Genomic DNA, 17482 nt, shown 5'->3' on the forward strand with positions numbered 1-17482 from the left:
CTTTGTTACTTGTCAATAATTGAGTGAAAAAATATAGGCGCGAAACACACCGTTAACCTGGTATGGAAAATCAGTATTTTGAGCAGGTGGCGGACAGATTTTGGGACGGGAATAATGACACTATAAAGTTTACAGGTTAAATGGCCTGTTAAATGTGGAACACGTTGCCTGCGACTATTCGCAGGCAACGTTGGGAGACAAGGACGTAATTACAATCCGCGACAGCTCGGTGTAGCGAGTGAGCCGTCTGAGTTGCCCTGCAGGCCAAAGCTTACGGATTGACCTGCACCAATATTGCCGTTCCAGGCAATATTATTAGCCGTCACATAATTTCCTGATGAGCTGAGCTGTACATTCCAGTAATTGGTCACTTGCGCCGGTTCGCCGAAGTCGAGCTGAATCGTCCAGCCGTTAACAGGTGAATTACCGCTGTTGGTCACCGCGACGTCGATCTGATAGCCACTGCCCCAATGATTCATACGAGTTACAGCACAGGTGATGCCTGATACACCTGAGCCACTCGAAGAAGAGCTGCTGGACGATGAACTACTAGACGAAGAGCTGCTAGATGATGAGCTGCTGCTTGAATTCGACGATGAATTTGAGCTGGAAGAAGAGCTACTGGACGAACTGGACGAGCTCGAGCTGCTGGAGCTGCCGCCGTCGCACACGGAGATAATACCGCCATTGCCAGACTGGCTGGCGCAGGTGTTACGGCCTATGCAGCTCTGATTGTTTTCCCAGCCCCAGCCATTATCCTGGTTTTGACATAGCGGGCGCGGTGCGTCCTGGTACCATTTGCACATTTCCACGCAGGCGCCACCCGATGAACTTGAGCTACTCGAGGAAGAGCTGCTTGAGCTTGATGACGAACTGCTGGAGCTGGATGAGGTACTCGATGTTGAGTTGCTCGAGCTTGAGTTGCTGGAACTTGAACTGCTTGAGCTGCTTGACGATGATGAGCTGCTCGAAGACGAGGAGCTCGAAGACGAGCTGGACGATGAGCTGCTGCTGGAACCGCCGTTGTCGTCAGCGTAATCATCATAGAATGCCAGAGCCCAGGCCAGTGCACTGTTCCAGTTGATGGTGATTTCGTTGGTGGACCAGGAGTTAATATTGTCGATGAAGCATTTGGCTGGCGTGCTGACACAGCCGCCAATTTGGCCGGATGCAGTTTCGTCTTCGAGGCCGCTGTTTGGTCCGCCAGACAGTGCACCCGGCGGTACCCATGGGTAGCTGCCGCTCAACGCACCCGCCCAAAAACGGTGGTGTGGTTGGGTAAGGGCGTCTTCTCCGTGGCCGCTGATAAATGAAAAGCTCAGGCTATTGTTACCGAACAGATAGTCCATGGCTTTGGAGAAGGCTTTACCGTAGGCGTCGTTCCCGGTGAAGTCGTACGCCAGCCCGATAAGTGCCATTTTGTTAGCGACCACGTTATTGGAGCCCCAGTAATACTCCTCTTCGGTGCTCGGTACCATGTAACCGGTACTGTTGATGGTAGCAACGTGACCATCGGCAATGGCAATAAGCTGTTGGCGCGCGCTCGCGGAGAGAGCAGCAGTGTGGTTGGTGGGGACAATAGCCAACGACATCAGGCCCGGCAGTTCGGTATCTGGCCACGCCCAATCAGTGCGGGTGATCTCGTAGTTGTTGATCGTGGGAAGGTATTGGCTGTCGCCGGTGGTGATGTAAAGTTCGGCTGCGGCCCAGAAAAATTCATCGGCAGCACTTCTATCGCCGTATCCACCACCGCCATTGTCGTACCCGCCGGGGTAGAGATCATCCGGGTTTGCCAGCGCGGCATCCCAGGCGCGCTCGGCGGAGGCCAGACACTGGTCTGCGAACGCTGAATCGACAGCGGCAAACAAGCGCGCGCACTGTGCGCCTGTAGCAGCCACGTTAAGCGTTGCGGTTACAGAGGGTGGTACCAGGGCGCGTTCACGGTTATCTTCGTGAGGAGCCAGGGGCAGGCCAGTCCAGCCCACATCGTGCATTTTATGGTGCACCATGCCAGCTTTGGTTTCTCCTTCCGGCACTTGCATCGCCATCAAAAATTCCATTTGCCAGCGGGCTTCGTCGAGAATATCCGCAACACCGTTGCCGCTTTCCGGAATGTTCAGAGTGCCGTCGGCGTACTTGTCGGCACTGTTACTGATGTAGAGTGCGCGTTCATACATGTTAAGTAACTTCCACACGGAAATACCGCCATTTACCACGTACTTGCCGTGGTCGCCCGCATCGTACCAGCCTTTGGTTACGTCCAGTGCGTAATTGCAGCCGCTACCGCTCCAGCAGGGAACGGCGTAGTCGCCCTGATTGGAATTTTGATTAATGTGGCCCGCAGGGCGGGACCATTGGCTGTTAGCCGCGTAGCTGCCGTTGCCGCCACCTGTGTACTGGGTTTCGATCGCGATACCAGATCGGTTGTGGTAAAAGTAGCGAATGGAATCGTAAAGTACAGGCGTAAACGTATGTTCGCCGATATCGAACGGGTAGCTTTCGTCGGCACCGACGTGGAGAACAAAATTGCTGCCGGTGTTAGCGATCGCCGAAAAATCGATGTGGTGGACATTTTCCCCGGACGCAACATCAACGCCGTTGGGCGCTGTCATACCACTGGCAATAAGGGCGCCATTTTGGGTGAGCTCCCAGGCTTGTGGGGTGTTGTTAGACGCGTGGTAGCTGGCAACCTTGGCACTGTTGGGCAGGTAGCCCACTTGGTTCAAACGCGGGTTGCCAACAGCCGCATCCGCGCCTACGCTTGCCAGCGCAGACACAACGGCAAACGCAAGGCTGCAGCTTGCCGTTTTGAATATTCGTTTCTTGTGCTTGAATAGCATTGATTTTCTCCTGAGTTTTTATTGTATGGCTGACAAAAACGGGAGAACTTACTGGGCCTGTTACCGCTGGTTTGGTTCGATACAGGTTGCTGGCAAACGCGAGCGGGTAATTGTTTTTAATATGCGATTAAAAACATCGCTAGCGCCTGACAACCTATTCGTCGGGTGTTTGCTTCTAAGGCGCTCTTGGTCCGCGACGTAAAAAAACCGCGTCGCGGACGTAGAAACGCAATTCACCAAGACAGACGAACAAATTTTTTCACCTCAATGTTGAGCACATTTTTAGTAGCACTAAATCTGGTCAACTCACACAGAAATTGATGAGGTGTTGCTGCTTTAATCTAAAGCGCTTAGTTTAAACTTAGTAATTTAGTCGGTGTGACTACGCGAGAAATACACTTTTTATTATTATTTTTTTGATTGCTCAAACCAGTGGTAACAGGCCCGGTTAACCACGTTGTTGCAGCCTTCTTCATCCTACCAGAATCGCCACAAAAAAATGCGACTTCCATAGGTTTTCGATGAACTTTGCAAGCACGTATTCAACCGGCGCTACTGTTATTGGTCATACTCGAATTCGCGGAATACTTCTAAAAAGGCTTCGCCAAACTGTGCCATTTTACGGTCGCCGACTCCGGTCACTGAAAGCATTTCCCACTCACTCAGTGGAAACTTCTCGAGCATGTCTTTCAGCGTTGCGTCATGAAAAATAACATAAGGCGGAACGCCATGTTCGTCTGCCAATTCTTTGCGAACGCGGCGCAGTGCGTTCCACAGCGGAATTTGCGCTTCGTCGATGTCCTGTGTCGGTTTGCGCTGGGTTGCGCGTGTTTGAACTGGCTTGTCGCGACGCATTGCAATCGTCTGTTCATTGCGCAGAATAGGCCGACACTGTTCGGTGAGCTGGAGGGCGCCATAGCCGGCGGTGTCGACCGCAAGCAATCCGCTGGCAATAAGCTGGCGAAACACCGAGCGCCATTCATCCGTAGATAATTCTTTGCCGATACCGTAAGTCGATAAATGATTGTGGCCACAGGTGCGAATTTTTTCATTGTCGCTGCCGCGTAAAATGGCGATAACATGGCTGGCGCCGAAACGCTGGCCACTGCGATAAACACAGCTCAGCGCTTTGCGCACGGCTTCGGTGGCGTCCCATGTGTCCGGCGGGCTGTCGCAGTTATCGCAGTTACCGCAGGGCTCTGGCATTTCGTCGCCAAAATACCGCAACAGTACCTGGCGTCGGCAGCCGGTGACTTCGCACAGCCCCAGCATGGCGTTAAGTCGGTGCTGCTCCTGCCGCTTAAACATTTCCGAGCCGTCAGAGTTTTCGGTCATCTGACGCAATTTCACAATGTCTTCCAGCCCGTAAAGCAGTAGCGCCGTGGATGGCTGACCGTCGCGCCCGGCGCGCCCGGTTTCCTGATAATACGCCTCCACACTTTTGGGCATATCTAAATGGCAGACAAAGCGCACATCAGGTTTATCGATGCCCATTCCGAACGCAATGGTAGCGACAATAATAATATTGTCTTCCCGCAGAAAGCGGCTTTGGTTTTGCTGCCGCACGCTGGCAGGCAGCCCTGCGTGATACGGCAGTGCGTTGAAACCTTGCTGGCATAACCAGGTGGCAGTATCTTCGACTTTGGCGCGGGACAGACAATAGATCACGCCACAATTGCCCTGTTGCTCGTCTTTTAAAAATCGTAACAGCTGCTCGCGCGGTTTGTTTTTCTGTTGAATCCGGTAATGAATATTGGGGCGGTCAAACCCACTGATAAATTGCTGGGCGTTTTCCAGGCGCAGCCGTTCAATAATTTCTGCGCGAGTGCGTTCGTCTGCTGTAGCGGTAAGCGCGATTCGCGGTACCTTGGGAAACTGGTTGTGGAGGACATCCAGTTTTAAATAATCAGCGCGAAAATCATGTCCCCATTGGGCAACACAATGGGCTTCATCAATGGCGAACAGTGCAATTTCCGCATCGTGGAGAAGCGCGAGGGTCCGCTCTTGAATCAATCGCTCTGGCGCGATGTAAACCATATCCAGCTCACCGCTGCGGATCGCATTTTCCGTGTGCCATACGGTGTCGTAATCGAGCGTGGAATTTAAATAGCCGGCGTTAACGCCGAGCTCCTTGAGTGCGCTCACCTGGTCTTCCATCAGGGCGATCAGCGGAGAAACGACGACGCCAACGCCGGTTCGCGCGAGCGCAGGAATTTGGTAGCACAGTGATTTTCCGCCGCCAGTGGGCATAATGACGAGGGCGTCCTGGCCCCCGGTAACGCAGTTGACGATATCGCGTTGACTCGCGCGGAAACTGTCGTAACCAAAAACGTGATTCAGTATATCGAGTGGACTGTCGGACATGGGGTGCAATGCAATATCAGGGAACCGGGTGGCCTGTAGACGCTTCCCAGATCCGATACCATTGTTCGCGTGTTAACTGAATTTTTTCTGCTGCAAGTGCGGTTTTAACCCGCTCGATATTACTGGTACCCAAAAGTGGCAGTGGTGCACATGGCAGTGCTCTCACCCAGGCGTACACAATGGTTTCGAGCGCTGCAACAGCGTGCTCGTCTGCCACCACGCGCAGAGCGTTGTGAATTCGCTGATGTCGCTCGGACGCGGGCGCGAGCAGATTGCCACCGCCCAGACACGACCACAGCATCGGGCGGCAGTCGTTAAGCTGGCATTGCTCCAAAGTGCCATCTTCCAGCGGTGTTAGATGCAGCGGGGAAAATTCGATCTGATTGGTCACCAGGCCAGCGGGTACATTCTGACGCAGCTCACGCTGCAGCACCTCAAATTGATGGGTATTAAAGTTGGACACGCCGAAGTAACGCACTTTTCCCTCCGCACGCAGGGTCGCCATGGTTGCAGCTAACTCGCGCACGTCCATTAGGTAATCTGGGCGGTGTACCAATAAAATATCGATATAGTCGGTGCCCAAGCCCTGTAAGGATGCATCCAGCGATTGAATTAATGCCGCACCGCTGCTGTCATAGTGGTTAACTGCTTGCGCGCCAAGTTCGCCAAACCCCATGGGCTTGATACCGAACTTGGTGACTATTTGCAGCTGGGAACGTAAACCGGGGTCTAACGCCAGCGCCTTGCCGAAAGTAGCCTCACTGCGATACACCATTGCGTGGTCGACGGTGCTGATACCGAGTTCCAGGCACTCACTGGCGAAACGCAGTAATTCCTGGGGGGTTTTGTTCCACTGGTTCACACGCCAGTAGCCGGCGATAAAGCGGGAAACTTTGGGTCCTTGTGCTGCAATGGGAGTCAGTGATGTGGGCATAGGGTTCGCCTGCGCTCGGAGAGATGTTTGAAATTGGACGTTAAGCGTTATTAGGGGGCGGTATTGTACAGATTTATATGCAGACTGCCTCGCAGGTTTTGTTTCGAGCGAGAGCTTTGGTCGTGCTTTTCAACATCGAGAGCGCTTGAGCCGCGGGTTTAAAAGTGGACGAGGTTAAACTCTGAGGCGCCCTAAAATTGTTCGCGCGACCAGTTTTGGCGCGGGGAAACGTCGTCTCTGTCGTCTGCGGATGGTTGGCTAGCTGAAAAGCTGGTCGAATATTGTACTAATTTATGTAAAACATGTTCTTATCTGGTTTTTGCGCCACTTTTTTATTTTTGGTGCTTATATTGCTAGATAGTAACTGGTTTATGCGCTTTACTTTTTTTGTCGCGATTTGCGATCTATTGTTGTTAAGTATCTGAAGAAAACCGGTGCCGGCTCTCCTCTCCACCCGGCACCGGTTGGCAACCGCATTTTCCACACAAGTCTGGAGTTTCAAACCATGAGCCTGGATAAAAGGTATCTAAAATCAAAGCCTGTCTGTAAAGTTAAATTTATTGCGCCCGAACCTTTGGTCGAACGTTCAAAGAAAATTTTTTTGGCGGGGGAATTTAACGAGTGGGACTACGAAAATGCGCCCCTGCGTAAACAAAAGGACGGCACCTACGCAACCACCATCGACTTGGAAACCGGCAAAGAGTACGAATACCGTTATGTCCTGGATGGCGAGTGCTGGGAAAACGACTACGATGCCGATAAGTATGTACCCAATACATGTGGCGCCGATAATTCAGTTGTCGTCGTTTAATTAGTTGGTTTGAGTCTGCTTGCTCCCGCTGAACTTAGCGTTGTTCGATACTGACATGCTGCAAATATCAACTGGTTCAGCTGAACCTGTGCGCTAAATGTGAAATTTCTAAATTTGTAGAACCTGGTGGGTTTTCAGCGAAAGCACATTCCTCTGGCAGCCTAGTCTGGCCTGCGAAAAATTTAAAAAAACGGCGCTTTTATGCGCCGTTTTGCTTTACCAGGTGCAGGGTTGGCTTCTGCCAGAGAGCCTAGTGGTGATGACCACCGTCCCCGTGTGCGTGTCCGTGCGCAATTTCCTCTGCTTGAGCTTCACGAATATTCAGAACCTCTACCGTAAACTCCAGCGCGACGCCGGCAAACGGGTGGTTCATGTCCAGCTCAACCATAAACTTTCCCGCTTTGATAACGCTCGCATTGCGCTCACCCTTGTTGGTGTTAACGCGTACGATCATCTTGGGCATCAGGCGCTTGTAGGTGCCGATCAGGTGCTTAACCGGTACCTTTTGCAACGCATTTTCATTGCGTAGGCCATACGCTTTTTCCGGTGGCAGGCTGATGACGCGGGTTTCGCCTTCTGTCATCCCTTCCATTTCTGCTTCCAGCGCGGGCAACAGGTTGCCGTGCCCATGTAGATAGGCCATAGGAACTGCACCTTTATTATCTTCTATGGGGTCGCCGCCAACTTCTCTAAGGCTGTAGTGAAAGGAGACAACGCGATCTTTTTCTACGTGCATGATAAGTTTTCCAAAGTTTGAACGCCCGCCATCATACCCAGTTTATAGGCGCCTTCCAAACCTGTTAGAAGGCCCCTTCAAATGGCGCTGCGTGCGCGATTAAGGGTTTACGGTTAATTTGGTTGGCTATTCGAAGCAGCCGATAAACCGCTTTGATGTGGCGGAATTCACCAAACCGCTTATTGGTGTGTGGGATGAGCGAACTTGTTTTGTCCAGGTCCAGAAGCGAAATAAAATCGGTTTCCGTTGCGGCTAGCTGGTTGGTGGCCGGCGTATTTGGTGCTAGCGCGAAGCGATTGACAACCACTCTTTCCACTTCGTTGGCATGACTGTTCAAAAACTGAGTGGTTTCGTCGATATCCCTGGCTTCTTCTTCCGGATCGCCAATGATACTGGTGAGTCGCACGCTCAGGTTGGCCGCGTGAGCGTCGCGGATGAATTGTGAGAGACGGTCCAGCTTTACGCCTTTTTTCATTGAGTTAAGTATGGCCTGGCTGCCAGATTCCAAGCCACAGGTGATGCGGGCCAAACCCGCGTCTGCGGCTGCCTGCAGATCCTCCCGGCTGAGACCGTTGTCCTTGCGGGAGTCAACGTGTACTGACGCTGTCCACTTGATTCCTGGCGCTATCCGAGGAATCTCGCGGGCCAGGCCGCGCCATAGTTCCACGTCCGAATTCAGCTTGAGGTCCAGGAAAACAAACAGGTCGACATTGTGTTTTTCCCTCTGGTAACGAATTTCCGCGAGCACATTGGCGAGGCTGCGGCTGCGATATTGACGGCCTGCGCTGGTTAAGACGTCGGAGCAGAAGGTGCAGCGCGCCCACTCACAGCCCCGGCCCGTCATGATCGGTACAATTCTGTTGGGGTAGCATTCCCACGGAAAGGCAGAAAAATCCGGAAATGGAACGTCGTCGAGGTTTTGCAGTGGCGGTGCTGGTGGTGCGATGCTGTCGTGTGTGGTTATCCCCGGGCAACCGGCGACGGATTTCCCCGCACTGATATCGCTGACCAGCTGCACAAGAATTTTCTCGGGCTCACCGGCAAATACTGCGGTCACACCGGGAATGTCTGCCCAGGTGCGGGCAATATCCGGCACCACAAACATGTTACCGCCAACTAACAGCGGCGTATTTCGTTGCGCGCAAATCTCGGCAATCTTTTTTGTCGCTGAAAAATACATGGTATAGGCGGAGACCAGGACAACATCGATGTCGCTTTTGAGCATTTTGTTAAAGGAATCGACAATAACCGCTGTGTCGTCAACCGGGGTGCCACCACCGAGACGTTTGGCAAACGTGTGCAGTTTGCCGATAAGTGGGTTGCTACTGGTAGCGCCGATATGATTGGCGATTTTTAACATGTGTAGCCCCGCAGGTTCCCGTGTGCGGCGTGGAAAGCCGTGCACACCGAAGAACAGGGGGGAGAGTGTTTCTACTTCGATATCGGCAGCTTTTAAGATCGCTGAAAGATAGCCAACCGACAGGGTGGGGTAGCGAGAAAAGTTATTCAAATCCACAATTAGCGCCTTCATGCGCGGGCCTCCTAATGTTTTTTGCGTCCGTCGCAATCCAAACGCCAACACAGGAGCGTGTCGCCTGTAGCCTTTATAACTCCAATTTATAAGAATGGTTCACAAAGGGGGCATTAATCGCTCGCTGGAGCGGTGACCAGGCGAGGTTCGAAACTGAGAGGGCGATACTCCGGTGGATTTTTTAAATCTGTTTGAAAAGTTGAAAACATCACTGTAGCCGACGGCACTGGCAATCTGGTTGAGCGACCAATGCGTGTCGGATAGCAATTGTTTTGCTCGTTCCATGCGCAAGTGAATGAGCTGCTGTATTGGGCTGCGGTTTACGTGTTGTTGGCATAAACGATGGAAATGTGACGGCGAGTAGTGTACCCGTTCCGCCATGCGTTCGATGGTCCAATTGACGTGCAGTTGCTGCTGAATGTCGCCAAACAACTGCTCCAGGCGGCGTTCCGGTTCACTGAGGTGTTCGCGTTGGCGGTTGTTTCCCAGCGCGTTGTGCAGGTAGTGGCTCAGGTGAGACAAAGGCGTGGTCTGCATGTCTGGGTCGTTCTCGTAATAGAGGTGTCCCAAAAGGTAGTAGAGCGCCGCTGCCTCGGAGCTGTAGCGTACCGAGGCGTCCGGCTGTCGCAAGTGGGACCAATGCGCGGTATCTTCCAGGCAAAACCAGGTGGTGGCCCAGTGCTCTCGACTCAGGGTAATCAAAAAGGGTTGGCGGGCGGGGAGCAGGGTCAGGGTGTTGGCGGGTATGAGAGTTCTGCCCTTATGGGTGTGCAATTCGCCTTCACCCTCCAGAGTGAACAGGATGGTGTGGTAATCAGGCTTCTTGCGGGCCACACAATAGTCGCCCCGCAATTGGGATATTCCAGCGATCGCCACATTTAGCGACTTGAGCGTGGGCACACGCTGCTGGTCTACGAACCGCTCGTAACAGTCAGGGCCAAGCTCCAGGCGGTCTTCCCAGTTTTGCTCCAATCTCGTGGCTCCTGTTGAATGATAGGAATGCACATAGAAGATGCGAGCTTAACCCATATTCCCAAAGGCAGAAAGCACCTACAATGCGGCCAGTTTTTTAGTGTCGCTCGACGGCGTTTTTCCACCCCGGTACGCCGGTACAACATTGAGTGCGGTATCTCGATGGCAACAACAAACTCCACCCCTACTTCTGATTCAACAGGCTTAAACAATCGTGCTTTCTGGCTTCGGGTTGCAGCCCTTGCGCTGCCAGTAGCGGCGCAAATGGTACTTCAATCTCTGCTGGGTATGGCAGACGTGATTATGGTTGGCGGGCTTGGGCCCACTGCAATTGCCGCCGTTGGGCTGGCCGCCAAACTGCAATTTCTGCTGTTGGTGCTAATGGCAGGTATAGGTGCGGGATGCAGCGTACTGGTTGCACAGTATTCCGGGGCGGACGATTTTCGTTCTTGTCAGCGCACGCTGGCGCTGACCTTGATGTTTGGCACTGCTGTGATGGTGCCATTTACGCTGGCGTTTGGGTTCCTCAGCCACTTCTGGGTGAGCCTGATCAATCCGGACCCGGAGGTGGTCGCGCTCACCGCCACCTACCTGCGAATCACTGCGTTAGTTCTGCTCTCGACCCAGATCATCGTAATTTTTGAGGCTGGTCTGCGGGCGCTGGGCAATACCGGTGTGCCGCTGGTAATGGCCGCTATCGCCGCGGTGCTGAATGTGGTTCTCAACTACTTGTTGATCTTCGGCAATGGCGGGTTTCCCGCATTGGGCGTTGCGGGTGCGGCCTGGGCGACATTACTGTCGCGGGTACTTCAGCTGACGGGAATACTGTGCTGGGTGTACCTGAGTGGTCACGGATTTGGGTTGCGGATTACGCATTTTGCCGAGGCGCTAAACCGCAAGGTGTTTATGCGGTATTTCAATTTTGCCTCGCCGATCATTGTTAACCATGTGGTGTGGGGGGTGGGCAACGCGACTTATCACATACTTACGGGTTACGCGGGTACCGATGCGCTGGCGGTGATGGGTGTGATTGTGCCGATCGAGAGCTTGTTTTTTGCTTTGTTTATCGGGCTTGCGAATGCGTCTGCGGTAATGATCGGGCGAGCGCTTGGGGGTTCTCGCAACGACGACGCATGGCGGCTCTACCGCTTCTTCGACCGCCTCACACTTTCCGTTGCGCTGTTGTTCAGCCTGGCCGTATTCATCTGCCGTCCGCTGATTGTAGGCGTGTTTAATAATATGGACGAGGCTACTGCCGCGCTCCTCACAGATACCCTGGGGATATTCTCCCTTTTGATTTGGGTGAAAGTATTGAACATGTTGCGCATTCTGGGCGTGCTGCGCGCAGGGGGCGATAACCGGTTCTGCCTGTTAATGGACACCGTTGTGACCTGGTGTATTGGCCTACCGCTGTTTGTGCTGGGGGTGTTGTGGTTGAACCTGCCTTTTTTGGCGATCTACTTGCTCATGTACGTCGAGGATATGGCGAAATTTATGCCGGTGCGAATTCGTATTCGGTTGCGCCGTTGGATGAATAACCTGACAACCGAGCCTGAACCCTCAACGGCTTCCAAAGCGAGTGGCTAAGGCGGCTTCTTAAACCTCCTGACAGGACGCTGTCAGGAGCCCTTGATTACACTGAACCCATCGCAAACCAGGCTGGTCGCGAGCAAAGTTCGATGAAATTCAGTTTATGTTGATCAAGGAGTCAGCAATGGAGAAGAGTAAGGTCAGTATTTACACGTTCGAGTTAAATCAGGGTGTGTCGGAGGAGCAATTGATCTGTGCCAGTGCGCAAGTGGACGCGCTCTTACTGCGGATAGATGGATTTATGTATCGCTCCCTGACGCGGATCGACGGCGGTCAATGGCAGGATATAATGTACTGGAATTCCGAGGCTGCCCGTGTACGGGGAAACCGTATTGAGAGCAGTCCCGCGTTCGACGCATTTATCAGCTTGATTGATGAGCGCACAGTGAGTTTTCAGTCGAATTCGATTGTGACTCAGGTGTATCCGCAGATGGAAGTCGCGTAAAAACAGCAATAATCGGAAAACTCAGCCCTGGATATGCGTAAAGCAGAACGACTTTTCCAGATTCTCAACTTGTTGCGCAACCGGCGTACGGTACTTACGGCCAGGCAAATCGCCGAGCAGCTGGCGGTATCTGAGCGCACGGTGTATCGCGATATTCAAGCGCTGAGTTTGTCGGGTGTACCTATTGAAGGCGAAGCTGGCGTTGGCTACCGGTTACAGCGTCAGTTCGATCTACCCCCATTAATGTTTGATCGCGATGAAGTGGAAGCTCTGCTGTTGGGGGCGCGGATGATTCGCGCCTGGAGCGATCGTCAGCTGGCGGCTGCTGCGAGCAGTGCGCTCAACAAGATTCTCGCGGTGCTGCCACCGCAACTGCGGGAGCTGGAAGAAACCTCGGCAATCAAGGTGCCGGACTATCAACAACAGCTCAGTGTTTCGGTTCACAGTGAGCAAATTCGGGCGGCTATCCGCAGTCAGCAAAAAATCGCTATCGACTACGAGGATGCGCAGGCCCAGTTATCACACCGCTGTGTTTTACCCCTGGGATTGTTTTTTTGGGGAGCTACCTGGACATTGGTAGGCTGGTGTGAGTTGCGCCTTGCCTACCGCGCATTTCGACTGGATCGAATCCGCCATTTTGAATTGTTAGCAGAAAATTTTGCCTGCCACGCCAGCTGTTCGCTGGATCATTATCTGGCGCTGCAACGCCAGCGCTACGACGAGTATATGACTAACGCCAACGACTCTCTCGCTAAAAACCAGGGTGATTAACGGCTGGTCATATGCGCTGTGGAGTCATTTCACATCTGCGAATGTCACAGATATTACCGTTTTAAACATCGCTGAGATTTGAGCAGAGCTCTGTGCGGCCTGTAGGGTTTAACCGCTGAAGTAAATGCAAAAGGCACTTGCGGATAAACTCAGGTATATCAGGTGTTTTTTGTGCGGTTTGCGTGTTGCCAGGTTTTTAAAATATTGTGGGTAAATCGATTTGCGGGAGAATTTATAGATGCGGGCATGGTTACAGCAGTTGGATATTTGGAAAAAAGCAGGGCTGTGTTTAGCGGCTGCAGTCGCACTTGGTTGGGCGCAGGCCAGTTCTGCGCTGGTGGTTTTGCAATATCACCATATTGCTGACGCTACGCCACCGTCAACCAGCACCTCACCCGCACTGTTTGAGCAGCATCTGGATTACCTGGCCAAGCACAATTATCGTGTGGTTTCGCTGGCAGAGTTGCACAAGCTTTTGGATGCAGCGGCCAATGGTAAAAGTTTGCCACAGAAAACCGTTGTTATCACTTTTGATGACGGCTACAAATCTATATACGACACGGCTTGGCCGCTGCTAAAAAAGCACCATTGGCCGTTTGCAGTGTTTGTTAACAGCGAGCCGCACGACGAGAAAAACCCCTTGTTTATGTCGTGGGAGCAACTCAAAGAGTTACATAAAAGCGGTGTGACTATTGCGAACCACACAGATAGTCACAGCCATCTTATCCGGCGTCGGGCAAATGAATCTCCGACGGCGTTTAACGAGCGCCGGCTGAAGGAAATTACCTTTGCACAGGGGCGAATCAAGAAGGAAATTGGCTCAGCGCCTAAATTCTTCGCCTACCCCTTTGGCGAATACGACAGCGAGTTACTCTCGCTACTTAAGCGCGGGGGATACCTGGCATTCGGTCAGCAATCCGGCCCGGTGGCAGCGGACGGTAACCGCCAGTTGATCCCACGATTTCCAATGGGAGGCAGTTACGGCGCTATGGAACAGTTTGGTACCAAAGTGGCCTCTGTCCCTTTTGTGAAACTGAAAACGGTCGTGCGTGATTCAAAGGGGCGCCAGTTGCATGAGCCTGAGCTACCCGCTGATGAAGGGCAACCGATACTGGAGCTGAGTTCGCCGATTCTCGGCCATATCGGGCCAATTCAGTGCTTCGCCTCTGGTCAGGGCGCGATTTCAGTGAAAGGTAAAGGTGGTCGTTTCAGTGCCCAAGCCGAGAAACCGCTGCCGGTTGGGCGCAGTCGCTACAACTGCACCGCACACGCAGGGGGTGATCGTTTTTACTGGTTTTCGCAACTGTTTATTCGCCGCACAGCTAGTGGCGATTGGTACCAGGAGTAGCTCAAGGGGTTCGTAACTGAAGCGCGGCCTGTTTGGCAAAATAGGTGAGAATGCCATCGGCACCAGCGCGTTTAATGCACATCAGCGATTCCATAATCACGGCCTCAGAGAGGGCGCCAGCATTAATCGCGAACATGTGCATCGCGTACTCGCCGCTCACCTGGTACACCAGCGTGGGCACACCGAACTCCTGCTTCACTCGTTGCACGATGTCCAGGTACGGCATACCGGGTTTGACCATCACCATGTCTGCGCCCTCGCTGATGTCGAGTGCAACTTCGTGCAGAGCCTCGTCGCTGTTAGCTGGGTCCATTTGATAGGTATATTTATTGCCGCCACCCAGCGAGTTCGCAGAGCCCACAGCATCGCGAAACGGCCCGTAATAGGACGAAGCGTATTTGGCCGAGTAAGCGAGTATTTGGGTATTGATGTGGCCCTGTTCGTCCAGGGCAGTGCGAATCGCGCCAACGCGCCCGTCCATCATGTCCGAGGGGGCAATAATGTCTGCACCCGCCGCCGCGCAAACTTGCGCCTGCTTTTGAAGGGCGGCGACGGTAATGTCGTTCAGTACATAGCCGTTATCGTCGATGATGCCATCCTGGCCATGAGTGGTGTACGGATCGAGAGCGCCATCGCAGATAATCCCCATTTCCGGGTACGCGGCTTTCAGGCGTTGCACCGCGCGCGCCACCAGGCCTTTTTCGTCGTAAGCGGCTTCGCCGTTCAGTGATTTATGCGCGGCGTCGATGTTGGGAAACAGCGCTATTGCGGGAATTCCCAGCGCGAGCAGCTCTTCGACCTCGCGTTCCAGCTCATCCAGGCTTAGCCGATATTGCCCGGGCATGGACGCGATTGGCTGGCGTTGTTTCTCACCCTCCACTATGAACACTGGGTATATCAGGTCGTTGGGCGTTAAGCTGTTCTCGCGGACGAGACGGCGGGAAAAATCGCTGAAACGGTTGCGACGCATGCGAGTCGCAGGGAATTGTCGTTGCATGTTGGTGCCTTTTTAGGTGGTATTTCGACCGAGGGCTGAGAACAAATTTCGCAGTGGCGACTATAGTGAACCCAGGTGCCAGCGGCAAGCGAGCGTCGCAACATGGTGCGCTGATATACCGAGTGATGGCAAAATCCGGGGAGCTCATATAAAAGCGATCTTTAGCAAAATACGGCTTTTTGCCTATATTTATGATATGTGATGCACAGCAGTGACGCTTCCCGTTGCATGCAAACCATCACAACCGCTGCGGTTAGCAGCACCCCAACGATGCTAGACGTGAATCCACTCACAGGATTCCCAAACACCCTGTCCTGTTATGGGACGGGGTTTTTTTAGCCGTTAATCCCCCCCTTTTCGTCATGGAAATTCGTTACACTCCTCCCACTGTTAATAATTGTGCAGGAAGCGTTTGTGTTCCTGTTTGGATAAGTGAGAGCCATGATTCGTAAATGTTATTTGAACGCTATGTTGTTGGCGCTGATTGGTAGCTGCACGGCTTCCAGTGTGCTTGCCGCGAAGTTGTCGGATGCCGATTTTTTACAATACACCGGTGACGCCCGTCAGTGGTACAGCGATGGCGCCAACGCGATTGAGAAAAAGCGGGCGCTGATGCACGACCGCAGCCGCGGCAAAGCTAAAAATGTAATTCTATTTATTGGCGACGGCATGGGTGTGAGTACGGTAACTGCCGCGCGTATTTTTGCAGGGCAATTACAGGGGCAGTCTGGCGAGGAGTTCAACCTTGCCTTCGACGAGTTCCCCTACACCGGCCTGTCGAGAACCTACAACACCGATATGCAAACCCCTGACTCCGCAGGCACCATGACGGCGCTGATCACTGGTGTTAAGAGTCGTGCAGGAATGTTGAGTGTCAGTGACGAAATCAGCCGCAGCGCTTGCAGTGGTCAGTACGATCACTCGTTGGCGTCTGCGGTTGAGCTGGCTGAGCTGGCGGGAATGGCGACCGGTGTGGTGTCCACTGCCCGTATTACCCACGCGACTCCCGGCGCGACCTACGCCACCTCATCCGACCGGGATTGGGAAAATGATGCGGAAATGCCAGCAGCGGCGAAAGCGGCTGGGTGCGAGGATATTGCCGCGCAGTTGGCCGGGTTTACGCCGAGCCTAAATCAGTTGGCGCAGCAGTTGGCGGGTAAAAAGAGTAAAGCGCCCGCAATCGATGGACCGGAAATTATTCTCGGCGGCGGCGCTCGCAACTTTTTCCCGGAAACGCCGGTGACGATGGATGGCAAACAGTTTGTCGGTAAGCGTAAGGATGGCCGTAACCTGGTGGCAGAGTGGCGACAGAATAACCCTGGTGGTGCATTTGTATCCGATGCGGAAAGTCTTCAGCAGGCAGTCGAAAATCCCCAGGGGCCTGTGCTCGGTTTGTTCAGCAACTCCCATATGGCGTATGAAAGTCAACGCCTGCACGAAGAAGCGGCGGCGCAGCAACCTTCGCTAGCGCAGATGACGGATGCCGCGTTAGAGGTGCTGAGCAAGCATAAATCCGGCTATATGTTAGTGGTGGAGGCTGGCCGTATTGACCACGCGCACCATGCGAGTAATGCGTATAACGCACTGCAGGATACTGTCGCGTTATCGGACGCTGTCGCGCTGGCAGCCGAGCGGACGGACCCCAACGACACGCTGATTATTGTTACTGCTGACCATAGCCACGTTTTTGTTATGGCGGGCTACTCAGCGCGCGGTAACCCGATTCTAGGCAAGTCCAAACCCAAAGCCGATGGTGATTATGCCCGCGACGTAAATAAACTGCCGTACACCACTGTGGGCTACCTGAATGGCCGAGGATTCGCGTTTGATGAAGGGGAGCGAGACGCCGACTCCCGTTATGCAGCCCCGGTAGACGCCGGCCGAAAAAACCTGGAAAAAGTGAACACGCAAGACCCGGGATTCCATCAGGAAAGCCTGGTGCCACTCAATGCAGAAACCCACGGGGGTGAAGATGTTGCTATTTTTGCTCGCGGCCCAGGAGCGGAGCTTGTGTCCGGCAGTAACGAACAAAATGTGATTTTCCACATCATGAATTACAGCGCCGGATTGGCTGAAAAAGCGAAAAAAGCGTTGCGTTAATTGACTTTAATCTGGTCGGGGATCAGGAATAAAAAAGGGGCGT

General features: G+C 53.2%; 13 protein-coding genes. 6 read left to right on the plus strand and 7 right to left on the minus strand.

Going from position 1 to position 17482, the window contains the following annotated elements; genetic code table 11:
* Positions 1-209 precede the first annotated feature (209 nt).
* From TERTU_RS02810 to TERTU_RS02820, 3 genes are all read right to left on the minus strand, one after another.
* Positions 210-2840, minus strand: coding sequence for a glycoside hydrolase family 9 protein (locus tag TERTU_RS02810; RefSeq protein ID WP_015820743.1), 2631 nt, complete (start codon positions 2838-2840; stop codon positions 210-212).
* Between the two features lie 558 nt (positions 2841-3398).
* Positions 3399-5204: a DNA helicase RecQ gene (gene recQ, locus TERTU_RS02815; protein ID WP_015819076.1), complete on the minus strand. Its 1806-nt coding sequence runs from the start codon at positions 5202-5204 to the stop codon at positions 3399-3401.
* A gap of 16 nt (positions 5205-5220) precedes the next feature.
* Positions 5221-6138 carry an aldo/keto reductase gene (locus tag TERTU_RS02820; protein ID WP_015820650.1) on the minus strand — a complete coding sequence of 306 codons (918 nt, stop codon included), beginning with the start codon at positions 6136-6138 and terminating at the stop codon, positions 5221-5223.
* A 505-nt stretch (positions 6139-6643) separates the two neighbouring features.
* Between TERTU_RS02820 and TERTU_RS02825 the strand changes: the two genes are divergently transcribed.
* Positions 6644-6949 carry an isoamylase early set domain-containing protein gene (locus TERTU_RS02825; RefSeq protein ID WP_015819792.1) on the plus strand — a complete coding sequence of 102 codons (306 nt, stop codon included), beginning with the start codon at positions 6644-6646 and terminating at the stop codon, positions 6947-6949.
* Between the two features lie 250 nt (positions 6950-7199).
* Here the strand turns inward: TERTU_RS02825 and TERTU_RS02830 are convergent, their stop codons facing one another.
* The 3 genes from TERTU_RS02830 to TERTU_RS02840 all read right to left on the minus strand — a co-directional run bounded on the left by TERTU_RS02830 (position 7200) and on the right by TERTU_RS02840 (position 10188).
* A complete protein-coding gene (locus tag TERTU_RS02830) occupies positions 7200-7685 on the minus strand; it encodes an FKBP-type peptidyl-prolyl cis-trans isomerase (protein WP_015817265.1) in 486 nt (161 codons plus the stop codon).
* Positions 7686-7749: 64 nt separating this feature from the next.
* Positions 7750-9216 carry a B12-binding domain-containing radical SAM protein gene (locus TERTU_RS02835; RefSeq protein ID WP_015818652.1) on the minus strand — a complete coding sequence of 489 codons (1467 nt, stop codon included), beginning with the start codon at positions 9214-9216 and terminating at the stop codon, positions 7750-7752.
* A 99-nt stretch (positions 9217-9315) separates the two neighbouring features.
* Positions 9316-10188, minus strand: coding sequence for a helix-turn-helix transcriptional regulator (locus TERTU_RS02840; RefSeq protein ID WP_015820161.1), 873 nt, complete (start codon positions 10186-10188; stop codon positions 9316-9318).
* A gap of 162 nt (positions 10189-10350) precedes the next feature.
* On the opposite strand from TERTU_RS02840, the gene TERTU_RS02845 reads away from it, so the two are divergent.
* From TERTU_RS02845 to TERTU_RS02860, 4 genes are all read left to right on the plus strand, one after another.
* Entirely contained in the window at positions 10351-11775 is a 1425-nt protein-coding gene (locus TERTU_RS02845) for an MATE family efflux transporter (RefSeq protein WP_028876271.1), read from the plus strand.
* Between the two features lie 127 nt (positions 11776-11902).
* The gene (locus TERTU_RS02850; protein WP_015819357.1) at positions 11903-12223 is read left to right on the plus strand and encodes a hypothetical protein; all 321 of its coding nucleotides are present in this window, start codon (positions 11903-11905) and stop codon (positions 12221-12223) included.
* Positions 12224-12256: 33 nt separating this feature from the next.
* On the plus strand, positions 12257-12994 hold the full coding sequence (locus TERTU_RS02855) for a helix-turn-helix transcriptional regulator (RefSeq protein ID WP_015819416.1): 738 nt from the start codon (positions 12257-12259) through the stop codon (positions 12992-12994).
* Between the two features lie 238 nt (positions 12995-13232).
* Complete coding sequence (locus TERTU_RS02860) at positions 13233-14342, plus strand: polysaccharide deacetylase family protein (RefSeq protein WP_015818565.1); 1110 nt, start codon at positions 13233-13235, stop codon at positions 14340-14342.
* A gap of 1 nt (position 14343) precedes the next feature.
* Here the strand turns inward: TERTU_RS02860 and hemB are convergent, their stop codons facing one another.
* Positions 14344-15339, minus strand: coding sequence for a porphobilinogen synthase (gene hemB / locus TERTU_RS02865; protein WP_015816905.1), 996 nt, complete (start codon positions 15337-15339; stop codon positions 14344-14346).
* Positions 15340-15780: 441 nt separating this feature from the next.
* On the opposite strand from hemB, the gene TERTU_RS02870 reads away from it, so the two are divergent.
* A complete protein-coding gene (locus TERTU_RS02870; RefSeq protein WP_015820278.1) occupies positions 15781-17439 on the plus strand; it encodes an alkaline phosphatase in 1659 nt (552 codons plus the stop codon).
* Positions 17440-17482: the final 43 nt, after the last annotated feature.

The sequence above is a fragment of the Teredinibacter turnerae T7901 genome (assembly GCF_000023025.1).
In the GTDB taxonomy this organism is placed as follows: domain Bacteria; phylum Pseudomonadota; class Gammaproteobacteria; order Pseudomonadales; family Cellvibrionaceae; genus Teredinibacter; species Teredinibacter turnerae_B.